The following is a 17,137-nucleotide window of genomic DNA, read 5'->3' as shown; positions in this document are numbered from 1 at the left end:
TGTCGCGCATGACATCCCCCGCACCGGGCGACATGTCGCGCCTGACATTGGGCCCTGTTCGCCACGGCGACAGCATCGTTCGCCTGCGGCCGCCGCGTCTGTCGGACTTCGCGCGGTGGCGCGAGATCCGGCTGCGTGACCGCGCCTTCATCGAACCGTACTGGGGCACTGCACCACTGAGCTGGGAGCAGCGGCACACGCCCCGGCACTGGGCACGGGAATGCCTGGTCGCCTGGTCCGATATGCGGGCCGGGCACCGGTACGCCGGGGTCATCGAAGTCGACGGCCGGTTCGTCGGGCAGGTGGAGTACTTCATCATCGACGCGGCCTCGGCGACCGCGGAATCGAGTGGCTGGATCGACGCGCGGTGGGCAGGCCGCGGGGTCATGGCGCAGGTGGGCGTGCTGCTGCTCGAGTACATGTTCGGCACCCGTGGTATCACCCGGGTGCTGGCACCGGTCGCACCGGACAACCGACCGGCCCTCCGTTGTGTGCGCGGCCTCGGCTACCGCCACCAAGCCACCATGGCACTGGCCTACGACGCCGGTGGGGCGCCCCGGGATCACACCTTGTCGGCGATCACCCCGGCCGACCTCGCAGCGCAGCGCCTCCCCGATCTCGTCCCGGCCGAATCGGCCTCGGTCCCAGCCGGTTCCAGGTCTGGCGGTGTGTCGCCCGCGGTGGTCGCGCTCGCCGCCGCCAGGCTGTTCGCGTGGACGGCCCGCGAGCATCTGCGACGCTACGTGCCCGCCGAACCCGTATCCCTCGAGGTCGCCGATCACCCGAATGCCGTGGTGCGCACCCTTGCGCGCACGGATCGATCGGCCTGGCGACGTGCCGCGACAACTCACCGCACCCGGATCACGGTGGCGGTCGGGCCCGCCGAATGGGAACGCCGGCACCGCCGGGCCGGGTGGTACCGCGCGCTGTGGTACACCCGATTCGGTCTCCGGTCACCGATGGGACTGCACTTGGCGCTGCACGTGAACAATCGCTACGCGGGCGAATTCCGTCTGTCCGACTCCCTGCTGCCGGGTCAGGCCACCAGCCTGTTCACCTGGACCGACCCCGATCTCGCCGATACCGAACTCTGGGCCGCGGCGCTGCGCGCGGTCACCGGGTACGGGTTCACCGCGCTCGGGCTACGGCGGATAGCGACCGAGATTCCGGTCGACGACACCGTCACCTCCGCTGCGGTTGCCGCCGCCGGCTTCGTGCACGAAGGTGTCCTGACCGACCATCGTGGCCCCACCGGGCTGCACACCGACCACGGTTTGTGGGGGCTCACCTGATGCGCAGTTTCGAACGCAGCGCCGCGCTGCAGGCTCGCCTGCACGACCTTGTTCCCGGCGGTGCGCACACCTATGCCCGTGGCGCCGACCAGTACCCCGAGCGGATGGCACCGATCCTGGTGCGCGGCAAGGGTGCTCGCGTCTGGGATGTCGACGGCAACGAGTTCGTCGAATACGGGATGGGATTGCGGTCGGTCACCCTGGGCCACGGCTACGAGCCGGTAGTCCGCGCGGCCACCCTCGCCGCCGCCGACGGCATGAGCTTCTCGCGGCCCACCGAACTCGAACTACTCGCCGCGCAAGACTTTCTCGACCTCGTGCCGGGCGCCGACATGGTGAAATTCGCGAAGAACGGCTCCGACGCCACCAGCGCGGCGGTGCGCCTGGCCAGAGCCGTGACCGGCCGGACCACGATCGCCGTCTGCGATCAGCCGTTCTTCTCCGTCGACGACTGGTTCATCGGGACCACCGACATGGCGGCCGGGATCCCCGTCGTCGACACCGTGCAGTTCGCCTACAACGATCTCGACGCGCTCGCGGCGACACTCGCGAGTGACACCGTCGCCGCCGTCTTTCTCGAGGCCGCGACAGCCATGGCCGAGCCGGTGCCCGGCTACCTGGAAGGTGTTCGCGCCCTGTGTGATCGGCACGGCACGCTGCTGGTGTTCGACGAGATGATCACCGGCTTCCGCTGGTCGGCCGGTGGCGCGCAGGCCGTGTACGGGGTGACACCGGACCTGTCGTGCTGGGGCAAGGCGATGGGCAACGGATTCCCCGTTTCCGCGCTCGCGGGCAAGCGCGAGTACATGGAGCGCGGCGGCCTGCGCACCGACCACGACCGGGTCTTCCTGCTGTCCACCACGCACGGACCCGAGACCGCATCGCTGGCCGCGTTCCGCGCCGTCGTGCACGCCTACCGCACCGAGGACCCGATCACCCGGATGGAGCAGGCGGGCACGGAACTCGCCGACGGGGTGAATGCCGTCGCCGACGCGCTCGGCATCGCCGAGTTTCTCCAGGTGCGCGGCAGGCCGTCGTGCCTGATCTTCCGCACGCTGGATGCCGAAGGCGCACCGTCGCAAGCCTTTCGGACACTGTTTCTCCAGGAACTGCTCGAGCATGGTGTCCTCGGCCAGTCGTTCGTCACCTCGGCCGCGCACGACGCCGACGCGATCGCCGCCACGATCACCGCGTGCGCGGCGGCGGCCCCGGTGTATCGCCGCGCGCTCGAGCGCGGCACCGTCGACGGGCTGCTGCGCGGCCGCCCCGTCGCCCCCGCTCTGCGTCGTACCGCGGCGCCCCGACAGATCGAAGCGAGCACCTACCGATGACCCGTGTCGCCCTCGTGCACGAACGTTTCACCGAATTCGGCGGATCCGAGGCGGTGGTCGGCGAGTTCGCCGAAACCTGGCCCGACGCCGAGGTTTTCGCGCCGATCGTCGCGCCGGGTGGGCTTCGCGAACCGGTCGGCGCCGTCCACGACAGCTGGCTCAGCCGGGCACACACCGTCACCGGCGGCAGGCACGCGCCGCTGCTGCCGCTGGTGCCGCGTGCGTTCCGGCGCATGCCGCTGCGTGACTTCGATGTCGTGGTGGTCAGCCATCACGCTTTCGCCACCCAGGCCGCGCTGGCCACCGACGCACCGGTCGTGGCCTATGTGCACAGCCCGGCCCGGTGGGCCTGGGATCGCGAGTTCCGGCTCCAGGAGGCAGGCGGCCGCGCGGGCCAGCTCGCGCTCGGCGCGCTGGGCGCACTGGCCCGGCGCGGCGAACTGCGCGCCGCGCCACGGCTGACGCACGTCGTCGCCAACTCGCACGCGGTGGCCCAGCGGGTCGTCGACTGGTGGGGACTGCCCGCCACGGTGGTCAACCCGCCGGTGCACGTCGCCCGGTTCACCCCCGATGCGGGCGTTGCGCGCGAGGACTTCTTCCTCTGCGCGGGCAGACTGGTGCCCTACAAGCGGGCCGACCTGGCGATTCGCGCGGCACAGCGTGCGGGCGTTCGCCTGGTCGTCCTCGGGGAGGGACGCTTCCGCGCCCAGCTCGAGGCGATCGCGGGCCCGGAGACGACCTTCCTCGGCGCCACCTCCGCCGAGCAGTTGCAGGACATGTACCGGCGCTGCCAGGCGCTGCTGATGCCCGGCATCGAGGACTTCGGCATCGTCCCCGTCGAGGCGATGGCGTGCGGCGCGCCCGTGCTGGCCGTCGGCGCGGGCGGTGCGCTCGACACGGTCCACCCCGGATTCACCGGCGAGTACGTGCCCGCCGGTTCCGATGACGACGTCGTGGCGGCGCTGGCCGCGGTGATGAGCGAGTTCCGTTCGACGACCTACGATCCGGCGAAGATCCGCGACCACGCGGCCACCTTCGCCCCCGAGGTGTTCCGCGCCAGGATGGCCGCCGTCGTCGGCGACGTGCTGGCGGACCGGTAGCGGCAAGTTGTCCGAAACTTACAGTTACTGAAATTAACTGTCACACACACCCTTTGACCTGCGGCGACGGGTGACCATTCCCACACGGTGACCGGGCGCCATGAGCTTGCCCAGCTAGGTTACTGACGAGTACGGTTAAGGCCAGCCGGGACGACGACGTGCCCGGTTTCTCTCCAGCCATCTGCTGCTGGACTTCAACCGTTGATGCCCGCATCCACCGCCGCATGCCGGATCACTGTTGCACGACACCGTGTTTCGAGAATTTTCAGGAGGGGCGATGGTTTCCTACATCGTGACAGGCGGTACCGGGTTTCTGGGTCGGCGAGTGGTGCGGGGGCTCCTCGCAGCCGACCCCACCGCGATCGTGCATGTGCTCGTGCGTGCCGAGTCGCTGGCGAAGTTCACCGCGCTGACCGCGCAGCATCCCGACGGCGATCGGGTGTTCGCGCTGGTCGGCGATCTGACCGCCGACGGTCTCGGCCTGGGTGACGAGCCGCCGCGCGCGGACCACGTGCTGCACCTCGGCGCCGTCTACGACATGACCGCCGACGAACAGACCGCGCACGCGGCCAATGTCGCGGGCACCCGCTCGGTGATCGAGCTGGCGCGCAGGCTCGATGCCGTGCTGCACCACGTGTCCTCGGTGGCGGTGGCCGGTGATCATCGTGGCAAGTTCTTCGAGGAGGATTTCGACCTCGGCCAGAACCTGACCTCGCCGTATCACCGCACCAAGTTCGCCGCCGAGAAGCTGGTCCGCGAAGCGACCGACGTGCGCTGGCGGGTGTATCGCCCGGCGATCGTGGTCGGCGATTCGCGCACCGGCGAGATGGACAAGATCGACGGCCCCTACTACTTCTTCCAGGCGATCGCCGCGCTGTCGGCGCTGCCCGCCGAGTTGCCGTTGCCGCTGCCCGATCTGGGCGCGACCAATGTGGTTCCGGTCGACTATGTCGCCGAGGCGATGGTGCGGCTGGTGCGCCGCGACGGGCTGGACGGGCGCACATTCCACCTGGTCAACCCGGAGCCGCAGCCCTTCGGCGACATCTACCGCGCCCTCGCGACCGCGGCGGGCGGGCCCGCTGGCATCGGCACGGTGCCGGGTAGCGCCCGCGCGCTCAACGGCCTCGGCCATGTCCCCGGCGCGCACGCGGTGCGCGACTTCCTGTTCGAGCAGGCGGGCATTCCGGCTGCTGTCGCCCCGCATGTCGGGTTCACCGCCGAGTTCGTCGCCGATTCCACCCAGGCCCAGCTGCCCGGGCTGACCGTGCCCGCGTTCGACACCTACGCCGAGCGCCTGTGGGATTTCTGGCGCGCGAACCTGGACCCGCACCGTGGTCGTCCCGCGGCCGACGCCGACCGGCTCTCGGGCCGGATCGTGCTCATCACCGGCGCGTCCTCGGGGATCGGTCTGGCCACCGCCCACGCGGTCGCCCGGCGCGGCGCGATCGTGCTCATGGTGGCGCGCGGTGTCGAAGACCTCACCGCCGCAGCGGAATCCGTGCGCGCCGACGGCGGCACCGCGTTCGCCTACCCGTGCGACATCACCGACGCGACCGCGGTGGACGCCCTGGTGGGGCAGCTGCTGACCGAGCACGGTCACGTCGACTACCTGATCAACAACGCGGGCCGGTCGATCCGCCGGTCGGTCGCCAACTCGGTGGACCGCATGCACGATTTCGAGCGCACCATGGCGGTGAACTACTTCGGCGCCGTGCGGCTGATCCTGGCGCTGCTGCCGTCGATGCGTGAGCGGCATTTCGGCCACATCGTCAACATCTCCTCGATCGCGGTCCAGACCAAGGTGCCCCGGTTCGCCGCCTACGCGGCCAGCAAGTCGGCGCTGGACAACTTCAGCGATATCGCCGCCGTCGAAAACCGTGGCGCCGGTGTCACTTTCACCTCCATCCGGATGCCGCTGGTGCGCACCCCGATGATCGCGCCCACCGATCTCTACCGCGCCCTGCCGCTGCCCGACCCGGAGCGTGCCGCCGACATCGTTGTCCGCGCGCTGCTCGAGCGTCCCGACCGCATCGACACCCCCGTCGGCACGTTCTCCCAGGCCGTCGAGATGTTCCTGCCCTCGCTCAAGCGCACGATCATGCACACCGGTTACCGGCTGTTCGGTGAATCGACGGCGGCGCAGGGCAAGTCGGTTCCGGCGCCGGTGGCCGCCGAGGCCGCGTCGACCGAGCCCGCCGAGCCGAGCCGCAACGCACTCACCGTGCTGGCTCCGGTCCTCACCCCGCTGATGGTGATGCCGGGCCCGGCTGCCCGCATGAGCCGGATGCTGCCCGGCGTGCACTGGTAGTCGTCGGTCGCCACGACTGAGGGCCGGTCACGACGCTGTCGTGACCGGCCCTGTTCGTCACCGCAGGTGTGTGCGTGCCCAGGCGGCGAGGATGGTCGGGGTCGTGGTGCGGATCGAACGTTCGTCCTCGGCAACGAATCCCGAGCTCAGTCCCTTCGACATGCCCGCGATGCCGTCGATCTGCGCCGCGCCGAGACCCGCGGAGCGCAGGGCGGCCCGCAGCTCGTCGTCGGTGATCCGCACGGCGGTGACGTCGCGTCCGATCTCCGCGCTCAGGATGTCGGCGACGTCGGCGAAGGTCAGATCCTCCGGTCCGTGCACGGCGTGCACGACTCGTCCCGACCACGCACCGGACAGCAGCCTGGCCGCGGCCACCTCACCGATGTCGCGTGGATCGACCCACGGCATTGCGTGGTCGAGCGGCCACGGCGTGGACAATGTTCCCGCGCGGATCTCGTCGAGCTGGGTGAGCAGATTGGTGAAGAAGTAGCCGCACCGCAGATGCAGTACGTTCGCCCCGGTCGCGTCCAGCAGTTCCTCGGTCCGCGCCAGTCCGTCGATCTCCCCTGCCCCGTAACGCTTCTCGGCGCCGATACTGCTGAGGAACACCGTGGCCTCGATCCCGTTCTCGGTCACCGCTCGCGCCGCCGACTCCCCCATCCGCGCGTACCCGGCGACCGGATCACCGTCGACGAGTGCGGGCGGATCGACCCAGAACAGCCGATCCGCGCCCCGGGTGGCCGCCACCACCGCCGCCGGATCACCCTGGTCGGCCCGCACCACCTCGACATAGTCGCGCGTGGCCGCATCCAGCCGCGACGGGTCTCGCATCAGCACCGTCGGCCGGACCCCCGCCTGCACCAGCAGCCGGACCACGCGTGAGCCCACATGCCCGAGCGGTGTGGTGACGACAATCCTCATCTCGTGTGCGCTGTCTCCCATGCCTACACGCTACGACCGATTGCGGTCAGTCTCCGGCCGCGATTCCTGCACCGGAACACTCCGCGCCCAGGCGTTGACCAGCGCCCTCCCCGCGAATGTCCCCCCTGCGGACATCCCATAGCGAAGAGGGCGTCTGGTGCCGCGGTGTCAGCTGACGGCGACCGGGGCCGGTGGCGCACCGAACTGCCATCGTTCACCTGCGGCGATGAGGGGGCGGGTCGCGCGGAGCTCACGCGGCCTGCCCATGGCGACCGACCCGACCGGGCGGCCGTCGCGCAGTGCCACGGCGAGGAAGTCCCTGGCGTCGAGGTCACCGTCGACGACCAGTTCGTCGTGCGGGTGGACCCAGCCCGCGAACTGCATCGAGACACCGTGCTGATCGGTCCAGCCCCACGGAACTTCCGTGTCCGCGGCCGGGTGGCCGAGGATGGACATGGCGGCCGCGGCGCCGGCTGTCAAGGCGGAGTTCCAGTGCTGACCACGTTCGAATTCGCCACGGAGCGGGTGGAATCCGGTGGTGGCGTCACCGGCGGCGAAGACACCGGGGGCCGACGTGCGGTAGTGCTGGTCGACGATGATGCCGTTGTTCACCGCGATGCCGGCGGCCTCGGCCAGCGAGGTCTCGGGGATAGAGCCGATGGCGACCAGCGCGGCGGCCGCCGACCAGGTGCGCCCGTCGGCGGTGGTGGCGGTGACGCCGTCGCTGGTGTCGGCGAGTTGCGTTGTCGCGGCATCGTTCTCGACCACCACACCGTGTTCGACGTGGATGCGCCGCACCAGCTCCGACACCGCCGCGGGCACCACCCGATCCAGCAGTGCCGGACCGGCGTTGAGCAGTGTCACCTGCGCGCCGAGCCCGCGGGCGGTGGCCGCGACCTCGCAGCCGATCAGTCCACCGCCGACGATCAGCAGCGAACCACCCTCGACGACGGCCGTGCGGAGTGCGCTGATGTCGGCACGGGCGCGCAGCGTGTGCACCCGGCTCGACGCGGTGCCGATCGACCGGGCCCGCGCCCCGGTGGCCAGCAGCAGGCTGTCGTAGCCGAGCACCTCACCGGTACCCAATCGCACTGTCGCACGGTCGATGTCGACGGCTTCCACGCCGAAGGCGGGGCGCAGGTCGATCCGGTTGTCGGTCCAGAACTTCACCGGCTTGAGCACCGCGCGGTCGAACGACGCGGTGCCGGACAGGAGTTCCTTGGACACCGCGGGCCGACGGTACGGCAGGTCCGGTTCGGCGCCGACGAGGACGATCTCGCCGTCGTACCCCTCGCGCCGCAGCGTCTGGGCCGCGGTGGCACCGGCGACACCGGTACCGACGATGACGATCCTGGCGCTCATCCGCGACTCACCTCGAGCATCTCGAAGTCGGCCTTGGCGGCACCGCAATCCGGGCACGACCAGTCGTCGGGGATGTCGTCCCAGCGGGTGCCCGGCTCGATGCCGTCCTCGGGCCAGCCCAGCGCCTCGTCGTATTCGAAACCGCACTGCACGCACCGGAACAGTTTGTAGTCGTTCATCGCGAAACCTCCTCGCTCAGCTGGAAATCGAGCTTCTCGCGGACACCGCAGTCGGGGCAGCACCACTCGTCGGGAATCGCCGACCATGCCGTGCCTGCGGGGAAACCCTCACGGGGAGCGCCGGTTTGCTCGTCGTAGCGGTAGCCGCACACGGGACAGAGGTAGGCAGCCATCAGCGCGCTCCGTACTTCGCCAGGACCTGGTCCCGCTTGGCGGGCTGGATGTTCACGCGGGTGATGTCGCCGTCGTAGTGCGCGAGCACGCGCGGGTCCATCACCTTGCGCCACAGCGGCGTCAGGTAGGCCAGGCCGATCAGGCTGGCGTAGCCGCTGGGCAGTTCGGGCGCGCCGTCCATGTGCCGCAGCGTCTGATAGCGGCGAGTCGGGTTGGCGTGGTGATCGCTGTGCCGCTGCAGGTGGTAGAGGAAGATATTGGTGACGATGTGGTCGGAGTTCCAGCTGTGTTCGGGGGTGCAGCGCTCGTAGCGACCCGAGGCGGTCTTCTGCCGGAGCAGACCGTAGTGCTCGAGGTAGTTCACCGTCTCCAGCAGCGAGAACCCGTACACCGCCTGGATCAGCAGGAACGGCAGGATCACCGGACCGAACACCGCGACCAGCACCGCCCACAGCACCACCGTCATCAGCCACGCGTTGAGCACATCGTTGTGCATCGTGAACGGCCCCTTGCCGAGTCGCGCGAGGCGGGTGCGCTCGAGCTCCCACGCCGAGATCAGGCTGCCCCATACGCTGCGCGGCAGGAAGGTCCAGAACGACTCACCGAAGCGGGCGCTGGCCGGGTCCTCCGGGGTGGACACCCGCACGTGGTGGCCGCGGTTGTGCTCGATGTAGAAGTGGCCGTACCCGGTCTGGGCGAGGGTGATCTTCGACAGCCAGCGCTCCAGTTCGTCCTTCTTGTGGCCGAGTTCGTGCGCGGTGTTGATGCCGATGCCGCCCATGGCACCGATGGTGAAGGCCAGGCCGATCTTCGAGACGACGCCGAGGCCGCCGTCGATGCCGAGCCAGGACAGGTTGTCGGCCGACCACAGGTAGCAGGCGAAGACCAGGCTCACCAGCTGCAGCGGGATGTAGGCGTAGGTGCAGTACCGGTAGTACCGGTCGTTCTCGAGCAGCTCCATCACCTCCTCCGGCGGGTTCTTGCCGTCGGGACCGAAGAAGCGATCCAGGATCGGCAGCAACACGTACACCAGCAGCGGCCCCAGCCACCACCAGACCGGCGCGACCGACTCCCAACCCAGCTGGTTGAAGGCCAGCACGAAGGCCGAGGCCAGCAGCGCGGAACTGGGCGCGACCAGGCCGAACAGCCACAGGTAGCGCTTGGGATCGCGCCAGTGCAGGACTGCCGCCGACCCTTCGTGGTCGTCGATGCGAGATGTCGTCATGTCGTTCTCCTGATCGCCGAGACACAAGCTCGGACATTGCCGTGTTCGTTTACAACATAGCGCGATGTGTTCTCAGTGAATACATTTTTTGGGAGAATGTCAATGATGAAGCAGATTCGATAGCACATGTACGATGGTCGGGTGGTCGAATCGCCGAACTTCCAAGCCGAGATGCGTCAGCTGTTGCGCGACCGCATGCTCGACGCCGCCCGCACGATGGTCGTCACCGAGGGATGGGGCGCGGTCAACATGTCGCGCGTGGCCAAGGAGGTCGGCATCAGCAGGCCAGTCCTCTACAAGGAGATCGGCACCAAGCAGGCACTCGCGGACGCGCTGATCGAGCGTGAGCTCGGCGTCTACCTGGCCGGGATCGCCGAGACGCTGGCCGCGCATCCGGCGGACATGATCGCGGGCATGACCGCGGCCGCGGACTACGCTCTGCGCAACGCGGGCGACAACACCCTGATCAAGGCCGTGCTCGCGGCCCGCGGCGAGGGCGACACCGCCCTGCTGCCCGCCCTGATGAGCGAACCGGAACCGGTTCTCGGCCGCGCGGTCGCGGCGCTGACCGGCACCGTGCGCGAGCTGCACCTGCTCGCGGAATTGTCCGACGAGGAACTCACCTCGGTCGTGGAGATCATGGTCCGGCTGACCCTGAGCCATCTGTTCCAGCCGACCGGAAGCGTCGACCGCGCGGTGACGCAAATCGGGCGCGTCCTGTCCGGCGTACTGCCCGCCGCCTGACGACGGCGGGCAGCGGGCTCACAGCCGACCGTTCACCTGCCCGGCCGCGTTCGCGAACGCCCAGCCGTAGGCGCCGTGCGCGGTCGGGAAGATACCGCCCGCGCACACCGGATCACCTGCGGTGCAATAGTTCGCGGTGCGGTCGGCGTACAACGGCGCCACGGTGGCGCCGACGAGCCGGAGCGGGTCGCCGAACAGCAGTACCGCGACGACCCGGTCGGACATCCAGGGCGGCAGCACGTACATTCCCGGCAGCAGCATCATCGCAGGCGAGCCGAGGACGCCGTGGGTCACCGCCGCGCCCTGCGAGTAGCCGACGAGCACGAACCGCTGGTCGGGGCACGCGGCGGCCTGCGCGAGCAGGTGGCCGGTCATCGCCCTTGTACCGTCGGAGACCGAGGAGGGCACCAGCAGGTCCGCCGGGTACTCGACCCGGTGGGCTGAGGTGTCGACCGGCAGCTGCGCGCTGAGTACCGCGTAGAGCGGGTCGCCAACGACCGAGCCCAGATAGCCGGGTTCGTTTGTGCCGCGGGCGACTACGACATCCAGCGTGGCGCAACTCTGCGCCCACGCTGTCAGCCCGGGGGACATCGCTGTCCCGATTCCGACGGCCAGTAGCAACACCGACAGCACTCGCGCTGTATGTCCTGCGACGTTCCGAATTACCTTTCGATAGGTCATGGCATCCACCCACTCACGCCGTTGTGAGAAATAAAGAAAGAGCGATCACCGTCCACCGCAACGATATTCGGCGCGCTCAAGGATGGAATACCCGTTGACCTGCATCGACTCGACGTGAACTCGGCATCTCTTGCGCCACGTTCAGGTCTCGGATCGCCTGCGGCACAAGGCCGCCGACGCGGTCAGTGCTTCTTGGGCTTTTTCTTCTTCTTGGGCTTGTCGTGGTCGGGCTCCCATTCGTAGCCGGCGACGCCGCGCTCGCAGTAGGAGTTCTCGACCAGGACGTCGCCCTGGTCACGTTCGCACCAGCGCTCGCTGCGCGAGCAGGAGGTGGCGCCCAGACCGGCGGCGACCGCGAGGACGAGCACGGCGGCGCCGGTGCGGGTTCGGACGTTCATGGATTCCCCAAGTCTCTGATGCTGCTACGTTCCGTAGCATGCCGAGCACTGTGCCAGAAGACACCGACGATTTCATCCCCGACGCGATCGTCGTCGGAGCCGGCCTCGCAGGCCTGGTCGCCACCCATGAACTGGTGCTGGCGGGACGCAAAGTCCTGGTGGTCGACCAGGAGAACCGCGCCAATCTCGGCGGGCAGGCTTTCTGGTCGCTGGGCGGCCTGTTCTTCGTCGACAGCCCCGAGCAGCGCAGGCTCGGCATCAAGGACTCCTACGACCTGGCACTGCAGGATTGGCTCGGTTCGGCGGGTTTCGACCGCGAGGACGAAGACCGGATGGCGCGTCAGTGGGCGCGGGCCTACGTCCGGTTCGCGACCGAGGAGAAGCGGGACTACCTGCACGCCTTGGGCTTACGCGTCACACCCCTGGTCGGCTGGGCCGAACGTGGCGGCGGGCTCGCCGACGGGCACGGCAACTCGGTGCCCCGGTTCCACCTCACCTGGGGCACCGGACCCGAGGTGGTCCGGGTCTTCCTCGAACCCGTGCTTGCCGGTGAGGCTCGCGGGCTGGTGCGCTTCGCGTTTCGGCATCGCGTCGACGAGCTGATCGTCGACGACGGCGCCGTCACCGGGATCAGCGGCAGCGTTCTCGCGCCGAGCGACACCGAACGCGGCGTCGCCTCCAACCGGGATGTGGTGGGCGAGTTCACCTTCCACGCGCCCTCGGTCCTGGTGAGTTCGGGCGGCATCGGGCACGCGCACGAGCTGATCCGCCGCAACTGGCCCACCGAACGCCTCGGCCCCTGCCCGGAGACGATGATCTCGGGCGTACCGGCCTATGTCGACGGCCGGATGCTCGGCATCTCCGAGCAGGCCGGCGCCGCCCTGGTGAACCGCGACCGGATGTGGCACTACACCGAGGGCATCAACAACTGGGATCCGATCTGGCCCGATCACGCCATCCGGATCATTCCGGGTCCGTCGTCGCTGTGGTTCGACGCGAACGGAACCCGCATGCCCGCACCGTGTTTCCCCGGTTTCGACACCAACGAGACCATGCGCCGGATCCTGTCGACCGGGTACGACTACTCGTGGTTCGTGCTGAACCAGACGATCATCGAGAAGGAATTCGCACTGTCGGGGTCGGAGCAGAATCCCGATATCACCGGCAAGGATCTCAAGCTCACGTTGCGCAGCCGGGTCGCCAAGGGCGCGCCGGGCCCGGTGGAGGCGTTCAAGCAGCACGGCGTGGACTTCGTCGTCGCCGATTCGCTCGCCGACCTCGTCGACGGCATGAACAAGATCGCCCGCGGCCCCCGGCTGGACGCGGCCGAGCTGGAACGCCAGATCGTGGCCAGAGACCGCGAAGTCACCAATCCCTACACCAAGGACGCCCAGCTCGCCGCGATCACCAACGCGCGCAAGTACTTCGGCGACAAGGCGGGCCGGGTCGTCAAACCGCATCGCATTCTCGACCCCGCCCAGGGCCCGCTCATCGCGGTGCGGCTCAACATCCTGACCCGCAAGACGCTGGGCGGCTTGCAGACCGACCTCGACTCGCAGGTGCTGCGTCCCGACGGCTCGGCCTTCCCCGGTCTCTTCGCGGCCGGTGAGGTCGCGGGCTTCGGCGGTGGCGGCGTGCACGGCTACAACGCACTGGAGGGCACGTTCCTCGGCGGCTGCATCTTCTCCGGTCGCGCGGCGGGCCGTGCGATGGCGAAGCACCGCGCGGCGGACTGAGTGGTCTAGAGGGGGCGGCCGTGCCGGGGTGCCAGGGCGCGTGCCGCTTCCTTGGCGACCTCGGCCAGTGCCCGCGCCAGCCGGGCGGTGTCGAGTGCGCTGCGGTCGCCGTTCACCGTGCCCGACAGCGAGATAGCGGCCAGCGCGACGCCACGGCCGCGGATCGGCACCGCCACGCAGCCGACGCCGGGCATCGATTCCTCGGTGTCGACGGCGACGCCCTGCCGGTTGCGGATGCGGGCGAGTTCGCGATGCAGTTCGGCACGATCGACGATCGTGCGGGCCGTGCGCGGGGTGGCGTTGCCACGCAGCGAGCCTTCGGCGATGCCCGGTTCGAGGGTCGCCAGCAGGGCTTTGCCGAGTGCGGTGCAGTGCGCGGGCAGTCGGCCGCCGACGCGGGTCGGGATGGCGACCTGGCTGCGTCCGCCCGCGCGGTCGAGGAACAGCACCTCACGCCCGTCGAGGACGGCGAGGTGACCGATCAGGCCGGTGCGCTGGCTGAGGTCGTAGAGCAGCGGCCCGACGACCTCGCGCAATTCGTTGTGCTCGGCGGCCAGCCCGCCGAGTTCGAGCACGCGCAGGCCGAGACGGTAGCCGCCGGGAGTGTGTGCGAGCCAGCGCAGCCGGATCATCTGGTCGAGGATGCGGTGCACGGTCGAGCGCGGCAGTCCGGTGCGTTCGGCCAAGCCGAGCAGGGTGAGGGTGGGGGTGGTCGCATCGAACGCGTCGAGGATCAGCGTCATCCGCTCGATCATCGACGTCGGCGGACCTCCGGCGGCCCGACCTGATCCGGTCCACAGGTCCTCCGGCGCCGGCTCGGTCACGATCTCGACCGTCATTGATCCAACCTCCACAGTGTGTAGCGGATACAGACTAGAGCTGTCTGCTCCGCTTCTGCACCATTTCGCTGGACCATCCGGTTCACCAGGCGATTCCGTAACCCCGTCACGTGTTGCCGAGCAGGTTCGGGGTTATGCCGGTTCCTGCCTCGACGACGGGCGCCGGGTCCGCGATCGGGCATTCTCCAGCTGGGCAGCGCGTTCTACGAGCAGTTCGCCCGGCCCAGAGGGCGGGGTGTTGCGGCGCCAGATGGCGCGGAATTTGCGGGTCAGCCGGGCAGCGTCGGCGGACGGAACGGCGACCAGGGCGCCGGTGGCGAGATCGGGTGCCGCGATCAAACGGCTCAAGACGGCCGGCGCCATACCTGTTCTGGCCGCGGCGACGATCGCCGCGGCCGATCCCAGTTCCGCGGCCGGTCCGGTGGGTGTCGCGGCGGTGCTGAGCAGATCCCAGACGGTGTCGCGGGTGCCGGAGCCGGGTTCGCGCCACAGCAGTGCGGTGCCTGCCAATTCGGCAAGGGCGACCGGTGTCGTGCGGCGTGCCCACGGGTGGTCCGGCGCCACGACGACGACCAGGTCGTCGGTGCCGAGCACCCGGCTGCCGAGACCGGCGGGTGGATGCGGGCCTTCGACGAATCCGAGGTCGGCGACGCCGTCGCGGACGAGGGCGGCGACCTGGGTCGAGTTCTCCACTTCGAGGGAGATCAGGACCTCGGGATGGTCGGTGCGCAGCGCGGCAAGCCAGTGTGGAATGCGGTGGTCGGCAATCGTTTTCGAGGCGGCGATGCGCAGGCGCGGGGCCTGGGCCGCGCGCAGGCGGTCGACGTCGTCGACGAGATCGCGCACGGCCGCGAGGACGGTGCGCGCGTGGTCGACGACGGCGCGGCCCGCGTCGGTCAGCTCGGAGCCGGTCGGCCCCCGGTCGAGCAGTTTCACCCGCATCCGGCGTTCCAGCGCGCTGATCCGCATGCTCGCCGCGGGCTGGCTGATGCCGTGTCTGCGGGCGGCGGCACCCAGGCTGCCCAGTTCGGACACCGATACGAGGAGGTCGAGCACCTCCAGATCGGGGGCTCCGGGTGGCAGCGTCATGCGCCGATTATGGGTGAGGCGGCGCTGTCGCTCCGCATCAGGCGTCGCCGGAGCGGAGTCGGTGGCGCAGATCCTTCACCACGCCGTAGAGGGCGACGACCGGTTTCAGCGGCATCCATTCGCCGAATCGGTATTCCCGTCCCGGGACGAGGCGCACGGCCAGTTCCGGGCTCTGTTCCGCGAGGTAGTCGCGGCCCGTCGCGGCGTGGGTGGGCAGTGAGACGATCTTGATCCGGTCGGCGTCCTTCAGATACGGGATCGCGAAAGCGATGTTCTCCCAAGTGGATCGGCTCGAATCCTCGAGCACGAGTTCCCCGCGGTATCCGCGCGCTTGTGTCGCGTACTCCGCCATCAGCGTGGCTTCCGGTACCGGGCCCGCGCAGGCTGCCCCGCACAGTACGAGGCGGGTCTCGGTCGCACCCGGGTCGATGGAACGCAAACCGGCACGGACCCGCCACCGGTTCATGGCGTTGGCTCGTTCCCCCGTGTTGCGATAGCCGAGGACAACGACCGCCTCGGACCCGGCGCGCACGGGCCCGACGCCCCGCCGGGACGCGCGCCAGTTCGCCCATTCACCCCACAGCATCAGACCGATACCGGCGGCGATCGTCAGCCGGGTTCGTTTCCGCACCCCTCCAGGAAAGCACACCCACCGAACCCCCATCCCATAAGCCATAATTATGAGCTCCTCGGAAACCGGCCTCTACCTCCTATTCTTCGGTGCGGCGAAGGTAGTGGAGTGAATCGCGTACGCACCTTCGCTCCCGGTCTGGCCCTCGCCGCACTCGTGGCTACCGTGGCGACGCCGGTCGGCAAGGCACTGCCGATGATCGGTGCTCCCGTACTGGCGCTGGGTGCGGGCGCAGCCGCCGGGATGGTGCTGCGGCGGCAGGAGTCGACCGACGAGCTGTTCGGTCCAGGGCTCGAGGTCGCCCGGCAGCGGTTGCTCGGGCTGGCGATCGTGCTGCTCGGGCTAGGGCTGCCGCTGGGGTCGGTGCTGAGCGTGGGACGGGAGACGGCGCTCGTGCTGCTCGGGACGCTCGTCGTCGGCGCGGTGGCGGCGTTCTGCGTCGGCCGGATGCTGGCGGTCGACCGGGAATCGGCGACGCTGGTGGCCGTGGGGACGACGATCTGCGGCGCGTCCGCGATCGCGGCGGCAACCGCGGTACTGCGCCCGGACAAACAGCGGGTCGCCTACGCGCTGGGCACCATCTTCGTCTTCAATGTCACTGCCGTGCTGGTGTATCCGCCGCTCGGCCGCGCACTCGGCCTGTCGCAGGAAGCGTTCGGCCTGTGGGTGGGAACCGCGATCAACGACACCTCCTCGGTGCTGGCGGCGGGCGTCGTCTTCGGCACAGGTGCGGCGCATTTCGCGGTGATCGTGAAGCTGGTGCGGAGTCTGGCCATCATTCCGCTGTGTCTGGGCCTGCACGTCGGGCGTCGTCACCTCGTCGAGGAGACCGGCGCACCCGCGGGTTCGCTGCGCCAGGCGTTCCCCCTGTTCGTCGTCCTGTTCCTGGCCGCCTCGATCGTCGCCGGCCTCGGCATCCTGCCCGGCGCGCTGACCGCACCGCTGGCCACGACCAGCAGCTGGCTCATCGCCGCGGTCCTCGCCGCGATCGGTACTTCGTTCAGCGTCGAGCGGCTCCGCAGCGCGGGTATCCGCCCCCTGCTCCTCGGTGGCGCGCTCGGCCTGATCCTCGGTGTAGCCAGCCTGGGCCTGATGTTCCTCACCGGCTGGTGCTGAACGGCGCGGAT

At 69.5% G+C, this 17,137-nt stretch carries 17 protein-coding genes; 7 read left to right on the top strand and 10 right to left on the bottom strand.

Features of this window, described 5'->3' with window-relative positions:
* Positions 1–8: 8 nt before the first annotated feature.
* The 4 genes from ACWF82_RS09745 to ACWF82_RS09730 all read left to right on the top strand — a co-directional run bounded on the left by ACWF82_RS09745 (position 9) and on the right by ACWF82_RS09730 (position 6,031).
* Complete coding sequence (locus ACWF82_RS09745) at positions 9–1,292, top strand: GNAT family N-acetyltransferase (protein ID WP_452499759.1); 1,284 nt, start codon at positions 9–11, stop codon at positions 1,290–1,292.
* Positions 1,292–2,623 carry a glutamate-1-semialdehyde 2,1-aminomutase gene (locus tag ACWF82_RS09740; protein ID WP_452499757.1) on the top strand — a complete coding sequence of 444 codons (1,332 nt, stop codon included), beginning with the start codon at positions 1,292–1,294 and terminating at the stop codon, positions 2,621–2,623. The genes ACWF82_RS09745 and ACWF82_RS09740 overlap by 1 nt, the downstream gene beginning before the upstream one ends.
* Positions 2,620–3,723: a glycosyltransferase gene (locus tag ACWF82_RS09735; RefSeq protein WP_452499755.1), complete on the top strand. Its 1,104-nt coding sequence runs from the start codon at positions 2,620–2,622 to the stop codon at positions 3,721–3,723. The genes ACWF82_RS09740 and ACWF82_RS09735 overlap by 4 nt, the downstream gene beginning before the upstream one ends.
* 277 nt (positions 3,724–4,000) lie before the next feature.
* Positions 4,001–6,031 (top strand): SDR family oxidoreductase, encoded by a 2,031-nt coding sequence (locus ACWF82_RS09730; protein ID WP_452499753.1) that lies wholly within the window; start codon positions 4,001–4,003, stop codon positions 6,029–6,031.
* Between the two features lie 57 nt (positions 6,032–6,088).
* Here ACWF82_RS09730 and ACWF82_RS09725 read toward each other — a convergent pair whose 3' ends face one another.
* The 5 genes from ACWF82_RS09725 to ACWF82_RS09705 all read right to left on the bottom strand — a co-directional run bounded on the left by ACWF82_RS09725 (position 6,089) and on the right by ACWF82_RS09705 (position 9,892).
* Positions 6,089–6,973, bottom strand: coding sequence for an NmrA family NAD(P)-binding protein (locus ACWF82_RS09725; protein WP_452499751.1), 885 nt, complete (start codon positions 6,971–6,973; stop codon positions 6,089–6,091).
* A 147-nt stretch (positions 6,974–7,120) separates the two neighbouring features.
* Complete coding sequence (locus tag ACWF82_RS09720) at positions 7,121–8,314, bottom strand: NAD(P)/FAD-dependent oxidoreductase (protein WP_452499749.1); 1,194 nt, start codon at positions 8,312–8,314, stop codon at positions 7,121–7,123.
* Entirely contained in the window at positions 8,311–8,493 is a 183-nt protein-coding gene (locus ACWF82_RS09715; protein WP_365040097.1) for a rubredoxin, read from the bottom strand. Before ACWF82_RS09715 ends, ACWF82_RS09720 begins: the two co-directional genes overlap by 4 nt.
* Complete coding sequence (locus ACWF82_RS09710; protein WP_452499747.1) at positions 8,490–8,666, bottom strand: rubredoxin; 177 nt, start codon at positions 8,664–8,666, stop codon at positions 8,490–8,492. The genes ACWF82_RS09715 and ACWF82_RS09710 overlap by 4 nt, the downstream gene beginning before the upstream one ends.
* The gene (locus ACWF82_RS09705) at positions 8,666–9,892 is read right to left on the bottom strand and encodes an alkane 1-monooxygenase (RefSeq protein ID WP_452499746.1); all 1,227 of its coding nucleotides are present in this window, start codon (positions 9,890–9,892) and stop codon (positions 8,666–8,668) included. The genes ACWF82_RS09710 and ACWF82_RS09705 overlap by 1 nt, the downstream gene beginning before the upstream one ends.
* Positions 9,893–10,033: 141 nt before the next feature.
* Here ACWF82_RS09705 and ACWF82_RS09700 point away from each other — a divergent pair, with 141 nt between their 5' ends.
* Entirely contained in the window at positions 10,034–10,636 is a 603-nt protein-coding gene (locus ACWF82_RS09700) for a TetR family transcriptional regulator (RefSeq protein WP_452499744.1), read from the top strand.
* A gap of 18 nt (positions 10,637–10,654) precedes the next feature.
* On the opposite strand, the gene ACWF82_RS09695 is transcribed toward ACWF82_RS09700, so the two are convergent.
* Together ACWF82_RS09695 and ACWF82_RS09690 are read right to left on the bottom strand one after the other, a co-directional pair.
* Positions 10,655–11,269, bottom strand: coding sequence for a cutinase family protein (locus tag ACWF82_RS09695; RefSeq protein ID WP_452499743.1), 615 nt, complete (start codon positions 11,267–11,269; stop codon positions 10,655–10,657).
* 230 nt (positions 11,270–11,499) lie between these two features.
* Positions 11,500–11,715: a hypothetical protein gene (locus ACWF82_RS09690; RefSeq protein WP_452499741.1), complete on the bottom strand. Its 216-nt coding sequence runs from the start codon at positions 11,713–11,715 to the stop codon at positions 11,500–11,502.
* A 38-nt stretch (positions 11,716–11,753) separates the two neighbouring features.
* Here ACWF82_RS09690 and ACWF82_RS09685 point away from each other — a divergent pair, with 38 nt between their 5' ends.
* Positions 11,754–13,451 (top strand): FAD-binding dehydrogenase, encoded by a 1,698-nt coding sequence (locus ACWF82_RS09685; protein ID WP_452499739.1) that lies wholly within the window; start codon positions 11,754–11,756, stop codon positions 13,449–13,451.
* 5 nt (positions 13,452–13,456) lie between these two features.
* On the opposite strand, the gene ACWF82_RS09680 is transcribed toward ACWF82_RS09685, so the two are convergent.
* The 3 genes from ACWF82_RS09680 to ACWF82_RS09670 form a co-directional block, all read right to left on the bottom strand.
* The gene (locus tag ACWF82_RS09680) at positions 13,457–14,290 is read right to left on the bottom strand and encodes an IclR family transcriptional regulator (RefSeq protein ID WP_452499737.1); all 834 of its coding nucleotides are present in this window, start codon (positions 14,288–14,290) and stop codon (positions 13,457–13,459) included.
* 132 nt (positions 14,291–14,422) lie between these two features.
* On the bottom strand, positions 14,423–15,379 hold the full coding sequence (locus ACWF82_RS09675) for a LysR substrate-binding domain-containing protein (protein WP_452499735.1): 957 nt from the start codon (positions 15,377–15,379) through the stop codon (positions 14,423–14,425).
* Positions 15,380–15,416: 37 nt separating this feature from the next.
* The gene (locus tag ACWF82_RS09670) at positions 15,417–16,010 is read right to left on the bottom strand and encodes a YdcF family protein (RefSeq protein ID WP_452499733.1); all 594 of its coding nucleotides are present in this window, start codon (positions 16,008–16,010) and stop codon (positions 15,417–15,419) included.
* Between the two features lie 108 nt (positions 16,011–16,118).
* On the opposite strand from ACWF82_RS09670, the gene ACWF82_RS09665 reads away from it, so the two are divergent.
* The gene (locus ACWF82_RS09665) at positions 16,119–17,126 is read left to right on the top strand and encodes a YeiH family protein (protein ID WP_452499731.1); all 1,008 of its coding nucleotides are present in this window, start codon (positions 16,119–16,121) and stop codon (positions 17,124–17,126) included.
* The last annotated feature ends 11 nt before the right edge of the window (positions 17,127–17,137 follow it).

This window comes from Nocardia sp. NPDC055053 (assembly GCF_053608285.1).
Note: the sequence above shows the minus strand (reverse complement) of the source record. Positions and strands in the feature narration are given on the sequence as shown.